Origin of the sequence: Vibrio sp. RC586 (genome assembly GCF_000176715.1) — a bacterium.
Lineage (GTDB): Bacteria > Pseudomonadota > Gammaproteobacteria > Enterobacterales > Vibrionaceae > Vibrio.
Genome location: NZ_ADBD01000008.1, coordinates 1 through 20,040, shown reverse-complemented (window position 1 = coordinate 20,040; position 20,040 = coordinate 1). Strand labels below are relative to the sequence as shown.

Genomic DNA, 20,040 nt, shown 5'->3' with positions numbered 1-20,040 from the left:
GGGAACATGCTTAAATTTCAAAACATTGAAAAGCAGTATTCACTGGGAATGCAAAGTGTGCTTGCCCTACGTGGTGTCAGTGGTGTGGTGCAGCAAGGCGAAATGTTGGCACTGTGTGGACCATCTGGTTCAGGGAAAAGTACCTTGCTCAACATTCTGGGTTTGCTTGATCCCGATTATGAAGGCGAAGTGACGTTAGATGGAAACACTTATCCAAGCAGTGGTAAGTCCGCAGCGTTATTGCGCCGTACTCAGTTTGGCTTTGTGTTTCAAAAATTCAATTTAATCCCCGTGATGACGGCCTTAGAAAATGTGGCGTATCCCTTGATGCTTAATGGTTTCAGTCGATATGACCAGCAAAAATTGGCTCGGGAAATGTTGATGAAAGTCGGGTTAGAAGACGTGATGCAGCAGCGTCCGGATCATCTTTCTGGTGGTCAGCAGCAGCGTGTGGCGATTGCACGAGCTTTGGTACATAACCCCAAATTAGTGGTGGCAGATGAGCCTACCGCGAGTTTGGATAGCCAAACCGCGAGTCTTATCATTGGGCTGATGAAAAGCCTTGGTCATGAGTTAGGAACCACCTTTGTGGTGGCGACTCATGATGGACGCATGGCGGCGCAGTGCGATCGCACCATCAATTTGGTCGATGGGCAGATCTCCTTGGAGAGAATGCAATGGGCAAGTTGATCTCTCAAGCGTGGCGATTGGCTGCATTGAATCTGCAACGTAACCGCCGCCGTAGTGTGCTCTCCATCTCTATCATTGCGATTGCGCTTTTGGCCTTAACTTCTGCTGGTGGATTTGGTCTTTACACTTACGATTCACTGCGTGAATCGACCGCGCGCGATGTCGGGCATTTAACCATCAGCCAACTGGGTTACTTTGAGCAAGAGGAAGAAACACCGTTGGCCAACGGGTTGGAAGGGAGTGATCAGATTCGTCAAGCCTTGCTCGCTAACCCTAAAATTCGTGGCATTCAGCCACGCATAGAGTTGACCGGACTGGTTTCTAATGGTGCGAAATCAACAATTTTTACGGGGCTTGGCGTGGATTACAAAGAGTTCGATATGAAAGGCCCTTTTTTGGATGTACGTGATGGGCAAACGCTGCAAGATCCAAACTCGCCACGCTTTGACCCGACCCAACCGCAAGTGATGCTCGGAGTCGATCTGGCGCGCAACATGAAAGTTGGTGTTGGCGATTGGATAACGCTATTGAGTACCACCGCGGATGGCGCGCTGAACGCGTTAGATTTTCAAGTGCGTGGTCTTTACTCAACCGGCGTGCCGGAACTGGATAAACGTCAACTTTATCTGCACCTTACTTCGGCACAAGAACTGCTTAATTCAAGCAAAATCAGCACCTTATCTGTGTATTTATTTACGACAGAGCAAGCTCAAGAGATGCAGATATGGGTTGAAGAGCAACTGAATAAACTGCATTTAGCGCAGGATTTGCAAGTGACACCTTGGCAGCAGCTCGCCTTTTTCTACACTCGCGTCAAAGATTTATACGACCGACTATTCGGCGTCATGGGTACCGTCATGGCGATGGTGGTATTTGTAGCGCTGTTCAATACTCTAACCATGTCGGTCAGCGAACGGACTCGGGAAATTGGTACCTTATCTGCGCTCGGAGCATACCCTAAGGACATTGTGGCTGGATTTGTCCGTGAAGCAACGTTGTTGGCACTGTGTGGCGCGTTACTCGGCACTGTGCTCAATTTGATCACTATTGCCGTGGTGCGAATGGCGGATATTCAAATGCCACCACCACCGGGAAGAACCGAAGGTTATCCACTGGATCTCTATTTTTCATTCACTCTGGTCGGGCTATGTACCTTAGGCATGGTCATTATTTGTGTGTTGGCGGCTTGGCTTTCTGCTCGGAAAGGCGTGAACAAGCCGATCACGGAGGCTCTCACGTATGTGTAAATGGATTTCAATATGTTTATTAGGGCTGAGCTGGGTAAGCACAGTTGTGGCGACAGAGCTGGATGTGGTCGGCATGGTGCAAAAGGCAGATGACTATCGACTCAAAGAATCGGCCGCCAAAGTGATCACTGTGGTGCAGCTATACCACGATGGCACTCTCGAAAAGACCAACCAGTATGATGTGTATGTGCGTGAAAATCGCGAATCTTTAGTGCTGTTTCGCTCGGCTACCGAAGCGGGGCAAAAACTGCTGATGCTTGGGGACAACTACTGGCTATTGATGCCAAAAAGCCGTCGCCCAATTCGTATTACGCCAATGCAAAAGCTGCTTGGTGAGGCCTCGGTGGGGGATATTTCAACCTTGACTTGGAGTGATGACTATCAGCCGAGTTTTGAGGGCGAAGAGCGGCTGCTGCGGGAAGATCAATCCAGTGTGGATACCTATCGTTTGGCCCTCAAAGCCAAAACCGCTGGTGCCAGTTATCAGGCGATCACACTGTGGCTGAATAAGGCCGATGCTTCGCCAGTTAAAGCGGATCTTTACCTGCATTCGGGCAAGCTAGCCAAGGTTGCGTGGTTTAAAGTGCAAGGCGATCGCGTGGTTGAGATGCTGCTGTTTGACAAAATTCAACCGCAGAAACGTACGCTGATCGAGTATCAATCAGTCCAGCCAAAACGCTTGGAGGATAAGTTATACAACCCAGCTTATTTAATCCAAAACCCGTCACTGGAGCAGTGAAATGAACGGGATGGTAAAAGGGCTTGGTTTGTTCTGCGGGCTGATGTCCTTGCAAGGATTTGCGCAGAGCATGCCGAGTTTGGATTGGGATTGGATGGTGAGTGCGTCTCACACTCGACCTAGCGATTCCCCACTCTTTGCTCTCGCCGTGGGGCAAGAGAGAGAAACGGTTGAGCAAATTGAGGCGTTACTCGATCTGGAATCTCGTTGGAATGGGTGGACAGCGAGTTTAGCGCTCACCGCTTTCTCACTCTATGACAGCAGTGATCAACCGAGCGATACCCAATTCACGCTTAGTGAGTTGTTTTGGCAAGGGGCAAGCGATATTGCTGGCCAAACGCTCGACATCACGGTTGGAAAGATTCGTCTCGACTGGGGTGTGGGCTATGGTTATCGGCCACTGGATCTGTTTTTGCCTTATCGGCGTAACCCGCTAGGAATTCAAGTGGAAGAAGGGGCAGGAGTGCTCGCTCTCTCATCCTATCAAGGGTTGGGTGAGTGGACCTTGATTGCCACGGATAGTGGTTGGGGGCGTTCGAGCGACGCGCAGTTAGTGACACACAATGAGCAGCAAGGAATCGGGCTACGCCATTATCGTTTAGTGGGTGATAGTGAAATTCAGGGCATTGTGTATTACGACAATGTGCGCCGTGGTTTAGTCGGAGGATCATGGGTATCGGTGCTCAACACTGCGTGGGGCGTGCACACCTCTTGGTTGTATCAACGCGAATACTGGCAGTACCAAAGGCAAATTGAGCGTCCGCTCGAATTGATAAAAAGGTCAGATGCCGCGCAGTTTTTGTTTGGATTAAACTGGGCAAACGCTTCGGGGCATAATGTGATTGCCGAGTATTGGTACGATGGTCGCAGTTGGAATGAGCAGGAATGGCAACAAGCATTCAACAGCGTAGACCAGATGCGTGAAATGGGGCAGACTCAAGCCGCTTTCTCGTATGCTCAAGGTTATCAAGCGGCCAATATTGTGGCACATAACATTATGTTGCATTGGTCATGGGATGGGGCTGCGGATCAGCCGTTGGGCATTGATCAATTAACCCCCACCCTTGATCTACTTTGGGCGGTAGAAGAGGGGGGCTTTATTTTGACCCAGTGGCTGAATTGGCAAGCGTACGATAGTGGCTCTGCTTCGTTGGAACTGGAACTTGCAGCACGTTTTTTTGGTGGAGAATCGAGTTCGGCATATGCAAACATGCCGGATAGCGCTAGGATTCTGTTCAATCTAAAAGGAAAATTCTAGATGATGGAACGCTTTGATATTTCAGCACATGATGTGAAAAGTTTTGGTTTCACCACGCTTTTTTGCATCATAATAGCCCTAACGACAATGACGCTTTGGGATGGTGATTTTTCCGAGCATATTGCGATCAGTCTAGGCTACGGTTATAGCGCATTCTTCTCGGCACAATGTATTGCGCGGCGATGGCCTGAATTATCAAAACGCTTGGTGAATCTTATCGCATTAAGTTGCGCGGTGGTGCTAGGAACTTTAGGGGCATATTTTTGGTTGCATGAATACCCAGGGTTTAATGATTTTTCAGCTTATAAGCCAATCATGGTGCTTGGTTTTATTTTCTCAGCCGTGTGCTTTTTGTATTTTTACTCCCATGAGCAGAAGTTATTGGCGCAAGGCGCGTTAGAAGCGGCACGTCGCCGCCAATCTGAGCAAGAAAAAGCCTTACTCCTTAGCCAACTGAAGCAGCTACAAAGTCAAATCGAGCCCCATTTTTTGTTTAACACGTTAGCCAATATTAACGCTCTGATCTCGGTCGAACCCTATAAAGCTCAGTTGATGCTAGAAAAGTTAACGGAATTAATGCGTGGTGCTATGCGTTTACGGCGTAGCCATACGAGCACCTTACGCGAAGAGATGCAGTTGATTGATGCCTATCTGGGGATTCAAAAAATTCGCTTAGGTGACCGGTTAGAATATACGCTGCCCGAACTTGCGCAGTGGGGGAAATTGGGGATGCCACCGATGCTAATCCAGCCTTTGGTCGAAAATGCGGTGTCACACGGTATTGAACCCAAAGCGGAAGGCGGAAATATTCGCATCCACATTGACGTTACCGAAGGGTGGTTTGAGTTGTCGGTGGAAGACAATGGCATGGGGTTGAGTGGAACACCAAAAGGTAACGGCATCGCTTTGGAGAATGTTCGCGATCGTTTATCGGGGCTATTTGGTTATCAAGGTTTGCTCACCGTGGCACAAAACTGCTTGGGTGGCGTGACAGCCACCATTCGTGTGCGGCTGCACCATCTGCAAGCCTTACAACCCGCTGCGTATGGTGAATAATGCATGGATGAGCGAGCAAGGACGATGAACTCCACTTATAGCGCCGTGATTGCGGATGATGAACCGTTACTGCGTCACCATCTCAATAAGATGTTAGCGGACGTATGGCCTGCGCTTGAGATAGTCGCCAATGCGGAAAATGGAGAGGTGGCATTACAGGCGATCGAACAACATCAGCCGAATGTGGTTTTTTTGGATATTCGTATGCCTAAAATGGATGGGCTTGAAGTGGCACGCAGCTTGCTCCAACTGCCCAAACGGCCGTTAGTCGTGTTTATTACCGCTTATGATGAGTATGCGTTGAGTGCTTTTGACGCTAACGCTATTGATTATCTGCTTAAGCCCATTTCTCTATCACGTTTAATCGATTGCTGCGAAAGATTACAGCAGCAGTTGCAACGAGCTGCCCCCACAGCTGATTTGGCTCAATTGTTCTCCCAGTTTGAACAGTTGACCCGTAACGTAAAACCGGACTATCAAGTTTGGCTCAAAGCCAGCAAAGGGGAGGATATTCACCTACTGGCTGTCAGTGACGTTTTGTATGTGAAGGCAGAAGACAAGTACCTTTCCCTGTACAAAAACGATGGTGTATTAGCGCAAGAATACTTGCTTCGTACATCGTTAAAAGAATTACTTTCCCAGCTCGACCCTAACCAGTTTTGGCAAATTCACCGTTCTTTAGCGGTCAATGTCGCCAAGATCGATAAAGTAACCCGTGATTTGAATGGCAAAATGTGGGTGCATATTGATCGTATTCAGCTTCCTGTCAGCCGCGCCCTGCAACATCTGTTTAAAGTGAGATAACGCCCTGTTGGTTTTATTGGTGCGATCCATCGTTCAACTCTGCAAGAATTAGTTTTGTCTATGGCGTTTCGAGCCATTTCACAATTGAGACGACAAGTATTTATCTGGCTTATTGGTAGTTATTTAGTTATGCATCGCGTATAACTAAAGCTGGAACTTTAGTTACAGAACTATAATTACTTTCGAAGAACAAGTAGAGCTACCACAATTTATCGCGAGAAATGGGGGCAGTATGGAGTCTCAAGTTGTCACTCAACCTATCACAGTCATGAATATGACTGGGGATGTGATTGTCGTAAATGCACAAGGCCAAGCGCGAAGTGTGAATGTAGGGGATGCTCTGCAACCGGGTGAAATCCTTATTACGGTGAACCAAGCCGAAGTGACTTTGCAAACCACGCAAGGTGATGTGCGAGTTGATGAGAATTGCCTTGCTTGTTTGCCTGAACCTGCCTTTGGCGCCGATCCTCAGCTGCACGTTGCTCCAGTGCAAGGGGAGATCAATGCCGAATTAGCGCAGCTCGATACCGCCAATTTTGATGCTCAGGCCATTGCAGCGATTCAACAGGCGATTTTAGATGGGGTTGACCCGACAACGGCATTGCAAGCCGCTGCCGCCGGTGGGAATGCTGCAGGTTCCGCTAACGAAGGCGCGGTCACCATTGCTTATAACTACACAGAGGTACTAGCCAGCACCCTCTTTGATACTCATGGCTATAGCCAGACGTTATCGACCACACAAATTTTCGATAATCCTTTGCGGTTTGCGGCCGGCGGTGAAACGGTTTCTGCGCAGGTAACGGAAGGTTCACTCTCGCTTGGAACATACCCACAAACTTCGACTCTCACCACCTTGATTACCGCGGGTAGCCTCGCTCTGCTTCCTGCCTCGTTCGTTCCTGCTCCTACATTTTTAATCGCACTTTTAGCGGAACTGAATCAAGACATTACCTCTTCCGGTCAGCCTGTGGTGTTTCGCTATGATGCCACCACCAACAGCATTATTGGCGAGCAAAATGGTGCTGCGGTATTGAGCATCGCGATTAGCGCGGAATCGATAGGCCGAGATGTTAATCTCACCATCACAACCACACTCAGTCAGCCTATTGACCATGTTCCTTCGGTGGGGGGGAGGGTTGGTGTCGATCAGTGGCGATCAGATCTCGGTTGCATTACAACTGACGGGGACAGACAGCAACGGCAATCCAATTCAAGCTCCGATTGAAGTGACGGTCGGCATAAATGATGGTTCCCTACCTGTGATGGTGGCTGAGCCAACTCTGACACTTAATGAAAATGATCTCCCTACGGGATCGGACGGTGCCGATTCGCTGACCGTTGCTGGACAGTTTGATACTCAGCTTGGCTCAGATCGGATCGCCTCTTACCAAGTGGATCCTGCTAATGGCAACCCATTGGCAGGTTTGACTTCTCATGGTGAGGCGGTGATCTTAGGTGAACCGACTTTCATTAACGGCAACCGCGTTTATCAAGCCACTGCTGGAGGGCGTGATGTATTCCAACTGACGCTCAATGCCGATGGCAGCTACCAGTTTGTATTGCAAGGTACGCTTGATCATGCTGTGGGCAGTGATGCACTCACGATTAGTCTGCCGATTGTGGCGATTGATTACGATAATGATAGTTCTGCGCCCGGCGCATTAAACATTGAGATTCAAGATGATAAGCCCACCATTACGGCGGTGACACCACTAACGGTTGAGGAAAATACCCTCAGTAGCGGTTCAATCGGTGGTGGTGCGGGCCTGATTGCGGATGGTCAGTTCACGACCACTCAAGGTTCGGATGGCGTGGTTTCGTATCGCCTAGACAACCTAACTGATGCTGTCACAGGGCTCACCTCGGGGGGTGTCGCGGTAACGCTAACCGAATCGGTTGACGCTAATGGCAACTACACATACACCGCGACAGTGGGTGGTTCTCCCGTATTTACTCTGCTACTCAATCAAGATGGCAGCTACCGTTTTACCCTCACCGGTACTTTGGATCACAGTGTCGGCAGTGATCAGCTTCTACTCAATTTCAATGTGGTGGCAACGGACTTTGACGGTGACACCAGCTCTATCGTATTGCCAGTGACTGTCGTTGATGATAAACCCGAAATTCTTGATGCAACGCCGCTTTCCGTACAGGAAGATGACTTAGCAACCGGCTCAGACACTAGCAAAGAACCGCTAACGGCCAATGGTCATTTCACCACAACACAAGGTTCGGATCAGGTGGTTTCTTACCAGTTAGATCCGGCAAGTAACCCGTTGGCAGGGGTCACATCCGGTGGGCAAAGTTTAACGCTCACGCCAAGCACTGATGCGCAAGGCAACCATATTTACACGGCCACCAAGCCTGATGGCACGGTGATTTTTACTCTACAGCTGAATACTGACGGAACTTACAGCTTTACGCTCTCTGGGCCGTTGGATCACGAGGCCGCAAGTGATGAGCTACTGCTTAATTTCCAAGTGCTGGGGCAAGATTTTGATGGTGATACGGCATCGATCACTTTGCCGGTCACAATTTATGATGACAAGCCGACCATTACCGATGTTCAAGCTCTTGCGTTGAATGAAGATGATCTGCCACTGGGTTCGGATAACAGCAAAGAATCCTTGGTGGCTGATGGTCATTTCACGACCACACAAGGTGCCGATCAGGTGGTTTCCTATACACTCGACACCAGCAGTAATCCGCTTGCTGGTATCACGTCTGGCGGGCAGGCTCTCACTTTAAATGAAACGGTGGATAGCAGTGGTAGCCATATCTATACCGCGAGCAAACCTGATGGCACGGTGATTTTCACTTTGCAGCTCAATGCTGATGGCAGTTACCGCTTTACCTTGTCTGGCACGCTGGATCACGCGGTGAATAGCGATGAGTTGCTGCTGAATTTCAAAGTGATTGCTACTGATTTTGATGGTGATACTTCGAGTATCACACTGCCTGTTACGATTACGGATGACAAACCTTATTTCACCAATGTTCAGCCTCTGAGTGTTTCAGAAAATGATTTACCGCTTGGATCCGATACCAGTAAAGAGCCGGTGAGTGTCAGTGGTCAATTTGAATTAGTACAAGGCGCTGACCGAGTTGCGAGTTATCAGTTAGATGGCAGCGTTAATCCGGTGCAAGGGTTAACCTCCCATGGCGTGGCGGTGACCTTATCTGCCCCTGTGGATGATGGCAATGGTAATCTCACTTATACCGCGAGTGCTAGTGGTAACACAGTATTCACCTTGGTACTGAATAGCGATGGTAGCTACGTGTTCACACTGAGTGCGCCGCTTGATCATCCATTAAATAGCGATGAAATCCTGCTTAATTTCAACGTCATTGCCACTGATTTTGATGGTGATACCACCAGCGTCACGCTGCCGGTTAAAGTCTTTGACGACAATCCCTACTTCACCAATGTCGAAAGTTTGAGTGTCAGTGAAGATGATTTGCCGCAGGGATCTGACAGTAGCAAAGAACCTTTGACCGTAACTGGCCATTTCTCTTTGGTACAAGGTGCCGATCAGGTTGTCAGCTATCAACTTGATAGCAGCGTGAATCCAGTACAGGGTTTAACCTCCAACGGTGTCGCGCTTACTCTTTCCGCTCCCGTTGATGATGGCAATGGCAATCTGACATACACCGCGATGGCTGGTTCAACAACCGTGTTTAGCTTAGTGCTGAATGCGGATGGCACATATAGCTTTACTTTATCAGCGCCTGTGGATCATGCTCTCAATAGCAATGAATTGCTGCTGAATTTCAATGTGATTGCCACCGATTTTGATGGTGACCCCACAAGTGTGATCCTGCCCGTCAAAGTGTTTGATGACAAACCTTATTTCACCAACGTACAAAGCCTGAGTGTGAGTGAGGATGATTTACCGCAGGGCTCTGACAGTAGCAAAGAATCCCTCACCGCAAGCGGCCATTTCTCCCTTGTACAAGGGGCTGATCAAGTCGTGAGTTACCAGCTTGATAACAGTGTGAACCCCGTTCAAGGGCTGACCTCAAATGGTGTTGCCTTGACCTTATCTTCCCCTGCGGATGACGGCAACGGCAATCTCACTTACACCGCAAGTGCCGGTGGTAATACCGTGTTTACCTTGGTATTGAATGTGGATGGTAGCTACTCATTTACTCTGGCTGCGCCGCTGGATCATGCGCTGAATAGTGATGAGTTACTGCTTAATTTTAAAGTGATTGCCACCGATTTTGATGGTGATACAGCAAGCATAACCCTTCCGGTTAAAGTGTTTGACGACAAGCCACATTTTACCAACGTGCAAGCTTTGCTTGTGGATGAAGACGATCTGCCACAAGGTGCGGATAGCAGCAAAGAATCGCTCACAGCCAGTGGTCAATTCACTTTGGTACAAGGGGCTGATCAAGTCGTGAGCTACCATTTGGATACCAGTGTTAACCCAGTTCAAGGACTGAGTTCCAATGGTGTTGCGGTGACACTTTCAGCGCCTGTGGATGATGGCAATGGTAACCTAACCTATACCGCGATGGCGGGGGCAACGACTGTCTTCACCTTAGTGCTTAATACCGATGGCACATACAGTGTTATGCTTTCTGCGCCACTGGATCACGCCGCGAACAGCGATGAGTTGCTGCTCAATTTCAAAGTTATCGCCACCGATTTTGATGGTGATAAGGCTAGCATCACGCTGCCTGTGAAAATCATTGATGACAAACCTTTCTTCACTCAGGTACAAGCTTTAAGCGTCAACGAAGATGACCTGCCACAAGGCTCGGACAGCAGCAAAGAGCCGCTGAGTGCCAGTGGCCACTTTACTGTGGTGCAAGGTGCGGATCAGGTGGTTCGCTATCAGCTCGATGGCAGCGTCAATCCGGTGCAAGGATTAACCTCAAATGGTGTTGCCGTGGTGCTCTCTGCACCAGTGGACGATGGCAATGGTAATTTAACCTACACTGCAACGGCGGGTGGTAACCCAATCTTTACCTTAGTGCTGAATACCGATGGTAGTTACACCTTTACCCTGTCTGGACCGGTTGATCATGCCGCAGGCAGTGACAGCAAACAGCTCAATTTTAAAGTGCTGGCCGTGGATTTTGATGGCGACAAAGCCAGCGTGACTCTGCCCGTTACGATAGCGGATGACAAACCGACCATTACCGCGGTACAAGCGCTGTCAGTCGATGAGGACGATCTGACTCAAGGCTCGGATACCACGAAAGAATCCTTAACCGCTACAGGTCATTTCACGACAACGCAAGGCGCGGATCATGTGGTTTCCTACACGCTGAATCTTGCCAGCAATCCATTGGCTGGAGTGACTTCCGGCGGGCAAGCTCTCACCTTGGCAGACAGTGTCGATGCCAGTGGTAACCACACTTACACCGCTACTAAACCGGATGGTAGTGTGATTTTTACGTTGCAGTTGAATGTCGATGGTAGCTATCAGTTCACCTTATCAGGGCCACTGGATCACACCGCAAGCAGTGATGAATTGCTGCTGAAATTCAATGTAGTGGCGACGGATTACGATGGCGATACCTCAAGCATTGTATTGCCCGTGACCGTGGTCGATGACCAACCTTCAGTAATCAGTGCGCAAGCCTTGTCGGTCAACGAAGATGATTTAGCCACTGGTACGGATCAGAGCAAAGAATCAACCACCGCCAATGGCCAGTTTACGGCTACCCAAGGTGCGGATGGCATTGCTCATTACCAGATTGATACCAGCACAAGTAGCGACACCGGGCTCACTTCACAAGGTCAGCCTGTGGTATGGGGCGCGCCTAGCATAACCACAACCAGTAGTGGTCAAGTCTATACCTATCAAGGTATCGCCAATGGTGTGGTGATCTTCACCCTAGTGCTAAGAGCCGATGGCAGCTATAGCTTTACCTTAAACGGCGCGGTGGACCATCCGCTCAATGCCAATGAGCTAACGTTGAATATTCCGGTGCTCGCGCAAGATGCGGACGGCGATACCTCACCGATCACCTTGCCTGTCACTATCGTGGATGATGTACCGATCCTGCATGATAAAAATATCGCCTTGCAGGAGGGGGCTTCGGCATCGTCCGTGAATCTATTCTCGCGTGACAATAACCTAAGCCCAGATACGCAAGGCGCAGATCGCGGAGTGATTACTCACTTTAGCGCAGTAGACGAAGCGGGGCGTGATATCCAGTTCCGTGAAGGCAGTGTGCTGAGCAATGATATTGAGCTCAATGGCGCCGCGAAAACCGTCACAGTGGTGGAAATTGTTAATGGCGTGAGCCGCGATCTTGGTACGTTAACTATTCAACCTAACGGTACGGCCACATTTACTCCTGTTACACAGTTGGATCACACTGATGGAAACGACATCAAATTTACGGTGGATGTGACGGCGACCGATTACGATCTCGATACTTCAACGGAACAGCTCAACATTACGATCTCCGATCACAAAGCGACCATTACTCAGCAGAAATTTACGGGCTATGAAGACCAAGGCCACGATGTGGCGCTGAACTTGGTGCCTGCGGGTGAGCAAAGCAATGCGCAAGATAACTTGGGTGGATTGCCAGTTGAAGCACTGAAACTCGCATTGCAGGTCAACCTGTATGACGTAGACCAAGGGGAAAGTCTAGGTGAAGTGTCGATTTGGAATCCCAATAGCATTCACGGCGACTTCTACTACCTCGATGGTTCGAATCAACTGGTGAAACTGGATGTCGATCCGGCGACAGGGCATGTGATATTGCCTGCGGCTATGCTGCAACAATCGATCAATGGCAATATTGCTACGGTAGAAAACCTCTATTTTGTTCCAGAACGTCACTACTCAACCGCTAATGGCGGTATGAATGCATCGGTCAGCGTGGAGATTCTGCACAATGGTGTGCGTGATCACTTCACCAACGGCAACATGCGCATTGAAATTGAAAGCGTGGCCGATATTGCGACTTGGAAGAGCAGCAGTGAGTTTCACTATGATGCGGTGGAAGATGCTAGCAATGTTAGCCTCAATATCGCAGCGGAGACTCAAGACAACAGCAATCCTGAAGCGATCACCTACCAGATTCGTTTTACGGAGAATGGCTCACACGCCAACTTGGTGTACAGCGATGGCTCGCCGATCCAAACCAAAACCGATGCTAATGGCACTTACTATGAAGTGCCGGCTAACAAGATAGCCCAAGTTCAGGTCGATCCAGCGGATAACTTCGCAGGCCAAATTAAACTGGATGTTACGGCCATCACCACAGAGTCCACCAATTACGTTACTGGCAAGCAGACAGCGCAATCAGAAACCAAAGAGATTGTGATTGATGTCGCGCCAGAAGCCGATCGCGGCAGTTTCACGGTCAATCGTATTTCGATTTTTGAAGATAACGCCTCTAATCAAAATGCGGTCGATCCGAGTGTTGAGCACGATCCTCTCCTGCTCAGTGAAGTGATTTCCATGGCCAGCTCAAGCGATGCGGATGGCTCAGAAGCACTATTCGTTCGTCTGTCAGATTTTACGGATACGGGCGCCACTTTGGTGTGGCTAGGCTCTGGCCCAAGTCCAATCACGGTTGGAACCTATCCAAATGGGGAGACCTATTACGAAATTCCACAAAGTGCACTGTCGCAAGTCGAAGTGCTGCCGACAAAACACAGTAACGAGAATTTCTCATTTGTCGTTGAAGGCATAGTCAAAGACAGTGTCAACCTATCAACCGGTCAAGCGCAGGATATTGAGTCACTGGGCAGCAAAACCGTCAATGTCACCGTAAAAGGGGTGGCCGATCTTCCAGATGTTGATTTTATTAGCGGCAATACGCAATGGCAGCCATTTAATGACGGCACTCATCAAGGCGTGATGGCTACCGTAGCGGAAGATAGCTTAGTCGATCTCAACTTCAGCATCATTTCTGGTGAAATTGCGGACAGCCCAACGGACAGCTCAGAAACCATTTCGGTTCTGCTCTCGAACATTCCCGATGGTGTAAAGCTGTTTGATAGCGATGGTTCGCATGTTGACTTAGTGTTTGCGGGTTACGACAGCAACCACAAGCCTATCTATCAAGCAAATTTAACCACAGCACAAGTGATCACCGGTATTCAGGTGCAGCCTGTTACTTCATCAACGGCCAACATTGATATTAAGGCAACGGTGATAGTGACCGAAAACGATGGTCATGTACGCCAAGTGGAAGAGACGATTCGTATTTTGGTCGAGCCACAAATTGATGTGACCGAAAACTACCACAATGCTGTGTCTGGCAATGAAGATGGCCGTATTCATGTCACTTGGGTGCCGCAAAATACCCCAGGGAATATCCAAAACCCCGATGCACAAGAGTATTTCAGCCGAGTTGAAATTTCTGGCTTCCCTGATGGTAGCCGAGTCTTTGTCAACAATGTGGAAGTGACCTTAGTCAATGGTGTGCTGGTGCTTGAGCCTACTGCAGGGCAATCGGATCTCGATTTCTCAAATCAAGTCTCAGTTGCGGGCTACATTCAGGTCATCCCTCCGCACAACTCTAGTACCGACTTCACTTTGAATACGACGATTACCGTGAAAGAGCAAGACCACGAGTACGTGGATGCGGGTAATCCAGGCCAAGGCATTGCAGAGGAAGTGATCCACGGTTCGATTGGCGTGAAAGTGAATCCGATCGTTGAACCCGATGGACAGCTGTTAGTCGAAAACGCAGGCAGTGTAACTCAAACCGTGCAAGCTGATGCCAATGGCAAGATTGATTTCACCATCAACGATGCCAGTGGCGGTCAAGCGGGGGCGAATGTCATTCGCTTTGATAACCTTGATAGCAACACCGCAGGCAGTTATCAGTCCGATGAGTTGGTGGATCAACTGGTGGTGAGCTTTGGCAACGTACCGTCAGAAGTGTTGAACCAATTGCTGATCACCGGTGCCATCAACAATGGTGATGGCACATGGACAATCACCAACGAAGCCGATTTCAGCATCAAAGCGCCTAATGGTCTGGTGTATAGCAGTAATAACGACCCAGATAACAACGGTTTCAACGACATTAAGATCACCATTACGGCCCAAGTCTATGACCAAGGTGAAGACAGCAGTGAAGCGAAAATTACTGAGCAAGTGAGCACAGAGCTGACCTTGAGTTTCCCCACCGTTGTCACGGGTAATAACAGTGTTGCCGCGCAGCTCAATTGGGTAGGTGATGCTGATGATTTGGTGATTGGCAAAGAAGATAACACGGTAAACTTAGGGCAACAGATCCAAGACAAACTCATGGTTAATGCCACCGGTTTTGATGCGGTGGCAGATGAGCTGAGTATTGTGATTAACGCGAGCGATCTGCCTGCTGGCGCCTCGATTGGTGGGCAAGATTTCAACTTTGTTGATGGCCAATACGTGTTTAAAGGTACGTTGAATGCGGATGGATCGATTTCTGGTTTGGAAGGACTGGTGCTGATCCCACCGCGTGATTTTGCGGGTGACTTTACCTTACCGATCACTTTTGTCACCACCGATACTCAGTCGGGTGATGAAAAAACGTTAACCGCGCAAGTACCTGTCGCGATCTCTCCGGTTGCGGATGTACCCAGCAGCAGTGGTGATCAGCCACTTGATAACCATGTGACCCCAAGTATTACACTGAATGTGCAAGAAACGTTGGGTCTGGATGCGAACCATCAACCGACCGATTTGGCGAACGATACCCCAACGCAAGACGGTATCGCCTATGAAGATGGCATTGTGCATCTCAACTTAGCGATCGGTTTGGCGGATAGCCTCAATGGTAATACGCAAGGGCAAGAAGTATTAACCGAAGTCACCCTGACGTTGAATGACACCAATGCGGGCGTATTTGTCGATGCCAATGGTCAAAGTTTGGGAACGAGCATTACGCTCACTCAAGCACAGCTACCGGCGGCACTCGGCGAAATTTACTTCAAACCGGCGCCTAATTATCCAACGAGTAACGACATCAATACCGTGGGAATTACTGTGGCCGGAAAAGTCACTGACAGCACGGTATTCGATGAAACCAACGCCAGTTCGCAAGGGGTAAGCAGCAGCGATGCTGATAAAACCTTCACCTCACAAGTGAGCTTTGAAGTGAAACCCGTGGTGGATGAGATCACAATTGGCTCTGGTAGCCCAATTTCGGTGACGGGGGATGAAGACAGTTGGATTACGCTTGCCGATCAAGGTAGTGCGTTCAATGTCAGCCTCAATGATAACGATGGGTCTGAAGCTTTTGTCTCCTTGGTGCTCAGCGGTTTGCCAACGGATTTTCTAGTGAAATCACTCTCTCCTGATTACACAGTGAAGAATAACGGTGGTGGTGAATGGAGCATTCAAATTAACAATGCCAGTTTAACCACGTTGGATCTCTCTGCGTTGGCGATTAAGCCTGCCAAAGATTTCAGTGGTGAAGTGCAATTGGGGATCAAAGTCTTCACCCAAGAATCACTACTTGGTGAGCCAGTCGAACACACAGGGCAGTTCACACTTAATGTAACGCCTGTTGGTGATGATGTGGATATTGCTCCGGTAACGACTGTCACTGGCTCGGAAGGCCAAGCAATTGAAATCAGCCTCGGGGCGCAAATTCTCGATAAAGCGCCAAGTTTATCGGGTGGGGCGAATTACACCGAAAACAGCCCAGAAACTTTGCGCGTGGAAGTTTCCGGCGTGCCGGATGGCGCTTCTCTAAGCTTGCCTGATGGAACGCTTGCCACCCATCTTGGCGGTGGGGTTTGGGTATTTGAAATCAATGCTCAACAGCTTGATAAAGTGGTGTTCAACTCTGGTGATAACAATCAACTGAACTGGAACGGTAACTTACACTTTAAAGTGCAATCGGTGGATACCGGAGCGGTAGGTGATCAGCATCTTGGCTCAGCACAAGAGTTTGATGTCACCGTGGAAGTGACCGCAGTGAATGATCGCCCTGAGTTCGTCAATGTTCAAGATCAAATGACGGAAGAGGATACCCCTCTGCTGCTCAATAACTTCACCTTGGCGGATATCGATGCACAGCTAGATGACCCCAATGCGCAATATACATTGCAGATTGGTATCAATAGCGGCGTGCTACTGATCGATCCTCTCTTCAGCAACGGTTTAACCATCACAGGTGATGGAACTGGCGCTCTGTCCATCACTGGCAAAGTGGCCGACATCAATGCGGCGATTGCATCGGGAGTGGTGAAATTTGTTCCTGCCCCTGATTTTTATGGACAAGTAGCGGTGACCCTCAATGTCAATGATAACGGCAATGCAGGGGTCGAAATTGCCGGAGACACCTCAACCGCGCACGATAATAGTGCCCAGTTTGTGATTGATGTAACCGCAACCAATGATAAGCCTGAGATTGATGCGACTTCGGTGACCACTCAAATTGATGAAGCAGCAGGACAAAAACTCACTGGCATTACGGTGTCAGATGTGGATTATGCTGGCCCACACGCGAATGATGTGATGAAAGTGACACTGAGTGTGACGGAAGGTATTTTGAGTGTGCAGGTTCCTACGGGCAGTTCAGTGGTTGTCAGTTATGCCTTGGATGGCAGCGTGATCCTCGAAGGTAGCCCAGATGAGGTTAATGCACTGCTCAACAGCAGCAACGCGGCATATGGTGTTTTTGTTGACGCTACGGCCATTGCAGGGACAGAGATCGATCTCACCGTTCAGGTGCAAGATTTGGGTGTCTATTATGAAAATGCTTCCGGTATGGTGTTAGAAGAGATCAAAACCTATCCGATTCAAGTTAATCCAGTGGCTAACTCACCGAGCCTGAGTTTGAATCCAACGTTGGGTTATGCGCAGCAGATTTACGCTAACCAAAATGTCAGTGGTCAAGGTATTGCTATTTTAGGTGCTATCGCTGCATTAACCGACTTGCATGAAACTTTGAGCATTCGAGTTGATCACCTTCCTGCGAGTGCCAACCTTGAAAGCAGTGCTGGTACGGTCACGGATTTGGGTAATGGAAGTTGGGAAGTCTCACCAGATGCGCTTGATAGCCTGAAAGTGGTGGGGCTAGACATAGGCATACATACGCTAACCCTCACCGCTATTTCAACCGAAAGTGATGGTAGCTCTGCCTCTTCTACCACAGCGTTGGACTACCAGATTGAGATTGCAGCAAATGGTGCATCATTGAGCGACCACAGTGGCGTGAACCACGATAGCCTAGTGCTTGCTGATAACAGTGGCATGACGTTAATTTCGGGCAGTGGTAACGATTATGTTCAAGGTGGCGATGGTAACGATGTGCTGATTGGTGGTTTGGGAGCCGATATCTTAGTGGGTGGTGCTGGAGCAGACACTTTCAAATGGACGCTCAATGGCGTAGATACCCAAACCGATCGCATTCGAGATCTCAATGTAGGTGAAGGAGATAGTATCGACTTGACGGACGTTGTGCAGGATTTGGGTAATCATCTCACGATGGAGCAGTTGCTCAACCGCTTAAGTTCGTCGAACCAACTGACAGCTCAAGTGGTTGACAATAATATCGAACTCGCGGTGACTACCGATAACAATGTGCAACAGACGATTGTGATAGATAATCTGGCAACTCAGATTGATTTTAGTGGTATGAGTTCACTGGATATTATTGGCACCTTGCTCGATCAAAATGTGTTACGACATGAATAATGTTTACCGTTCATCCTAAAGTTAAGGTGTTGTTTTTAGCCCCTCGTAAGAGGGGCTAAGTATTTCTATGGCAGCGCTTTGTTTCTATTCTTGATTTCCTTTCCTATACTTCAAAAACATGGAGCAGGTAGGATTAAATATCATTTATGAATGACAAAGTGCTTGAATCCGTCATTGAAATCACTGAGCAGAAAAACTCACTGGCGCTCAGTTACAGCATTCTGGCGACGTTATCAGAACTTTTACCACTCTCTTCGGCCGCCATATTTCATCATTCACGTCGCTCTAGCCTGATGGTCGCACGTTTAAATATTGAGAGAGAAAAATCAGGCTCAAAGCGCTATCAGTGGCTTTATGATCAAGTATGTAACAGCGTTGACTACCAACATAATCTGAGGGAAATCGTGTTTTCCCAACAAACCAATGGCCAGTACCTGTGTAGTTGCCCTATTCCCATTGAAGAACATTTCTCTGCCGAGATGTGTTTGATCCTTGATGAAGACCCAGAGCCATACCGGCTACTGATCGATGGTTTTGCGAAAATATACCGAAACTACACGGTCATTCTGCATGAGAGTGAACGCGATAAACTGACTGGATTACTCAACCGACGTACATTAGAAGATCGCTTACGTCACTCCTTCGCGATTAATCCATCAACAGTTAAGAACAGATTGTGGATAGCGATACTTGATATCGACCATTTCAAAATGATCAATGATCACTTTGGCCACATGATTGGAGATGAAATTTTGCTGATGTTTGCACAGCAGATGCAGCTCTTTTTTGGTTTAAGTCACAAATTACTATTTATTTCTGACTCTGGAAGTATTCTGGAAACCTTTTGATTGCAAGGTATAAGGAGAGTTTTCCAGAAAAGACTAAAAATTGGCTAAATTTTAAGAAATTGTAAGTCTGGAAAATCGATTTTCCAGACTACTGAACATATCTAAAAGGTAACGTTCCAGAATAATTTAGCGGTCGGCGCTATCAGCAATATAAATTCAGAAATATATAGTAGATTGATTAGGGCTCTAAGCACACATAGACTGTACAATTCCAAAAGCTATCCAGGCGATCAATTGCTCCCATGGTAGTCTTAGCTTATAGATCTACATAATGCCTATGGCACTTGAAAGCAATCCCTGAGTAAATCCCGTTCCCCTTTCTCTATTCCTGCTTTTTTTGCTAGTTCCTCCCATCGTGAAACGGCAGTGGCTACTTTTTGGTAAATATCATCAGCTTTCTTAGAATCTAACTGAAAGTATTCTGCGACCTCATAGGCTAGTTTAATCTCAAGAGCATTGCTCATGTCATCGATGTTTAGGTGCAACCCCGTAGCATTCAGGGTAGGGTTAATGTCATACGCTGGCGATAATCGCCAACCTGTCGTATCAAAAATGAAACCGTGGTTACGTAGATGGTCGTCGCTATTGGAAACCATAATATTGAATAGTATGCGCGCCCAAAGCTGCTCTAAGTCTTCTTGTGTGTTTGAGCCATTCTGGATAAGGAATTCAGCGAGTTCTAGATAGCTTGCACCGTCATCATTACCGTCAAAATACGCTAATTGCGTCATGGCTGAAGTGAAATGAAGCCTTTTACCATCATCGTCACGGTCGAACC

Annotated in this window: 9 protein-coding genes and 1 pseudogene; 9 read left to right on the top strand and 1 reads right to left on the bottom strand. The window is 48.3% G+C overall.

Going from position 1 to position 20,040, the window contains the following annotated elements; genetic code table 11:
* Positions 1-6: 6 nt before the first annotated feature.
* The 9 genes and pseudogenes from VOA_RS10120 to VOA_RS10160 form a co-directional block, all read left to right on the top strand.
* A complete protein-coding gene (locus VOA_RS10120; protein ID WP_000911537.1) occupies positions 7-690 on the top strand; it encodes an ABC transporter ATP-binding protein in 684 nt (227 codons plus the stop codon).
* Positions 678-1,937, top strand: a complete 1,260-nt coding sequence (locus tag VOA_RS10125) for an ABC transporter permease (RefSeq protein WP_000517224.1) — start codon at positions 678-680, stop codon at positions 1,935-1,937. Before VOA_RS10120 ends, VOA_RS10125 begins: the two co-directional genes overlap by 13 nt.
* Positions 1,930-2,676, top strand: a complete 747-nt coding sequence (locus tag VOA_RS10130) for an outer membrane lipoprotein-sorting protein (RefSeq protein ID WP_000335402.1) — start codon at positions 1,930-1,932, stop codon at positions 2,674-2,676. Before VOA_RS10125 ends, VOA_RS10130 begins: the two co-directional genes overlap by 8 nt.
* 10 nt (positions 2,677-2,686) lie before the next feature.
* Positions 2,687-3,934, top strand: a complete 1,248-nt coding sequence (locus VOA_RS10135; protein ID WP_009355889.1) for a hypothetical protein — start codon at positions 2,687-2,689, stop codon at positions 3,932-3,934.
* A complete protein-coding gene (locus VOA_RS10140; RefSeq protein WP_000970550.1) occupies positions 3,935-4,990 on the top strand; it encodes a sensor histidine kinase in 1,056 nt (351 codons plus the stop codon). It abuts the gene before it with no gap.
* 24 nt (positions 4,991-5,014) lie between these two features.
* On the top strand, positions 5,015-5,794 hold the full coding sequence (locus VOA_RS10145) for a LytR/AlgR family response regulator transcription factor (RefSeq protein WP_032468228.1): 780 nt from the start codon (positions 5,015-5,017) through the stop codon (positions 5,792-5,794).
* Positions 5,795-6,026: 232 nt separating this feature from the next.
* Positions 6,027-7,019 carry a retention module-containing protein gene (locus VOA_RS20115; protein WP_009355888.1) on the top strand — a complete coding sequence of 331 codons (993 nt, stop codon included), beginning with the start codon at positions 6,027-6,029 and terminating at the stop codon, positions 7,017-7,019.
* Positions 6,907-18,414 carry a T1SS-143 repeat domain-containing protein gene (locus VOA_RS10155; RefSeq protein WP_083806476.1) on the top strand — a complete coding sequence of 3,836 codons (11,508 nt, stop codon included), beginning with the start codon at positions 6,907-6,909 and terminating at the stop codon, positions 18,412-18,414. Before VOA_RS20115 ends, VOA_RS10155 begins: the two co-directional genes overlap by 113 nt.
* A 146-nt stretch (positions 18,415-18,560) precedes the next feature.
* A pseudogene (locus VOA_RS10160) lies at positions 18,561-19,220 on the top strand (diguanylate cyclase domain-containing protein); the annotation flags it as partial.
* A 317-nt stretch (positions 19,221-19,537) separates the two neighbouring features.
* Here VOA_RS10160 and VOA_RS0117710 read toward each other — a convergent pair.
* The coding region (locus VOA_RS0117710) for a type II toxin-antitoxin system HipA family toxin (protein WP_000385645.1) at positions 19,538-20,040 on the bottom strand (503 nt) is incomplete at its 5' end.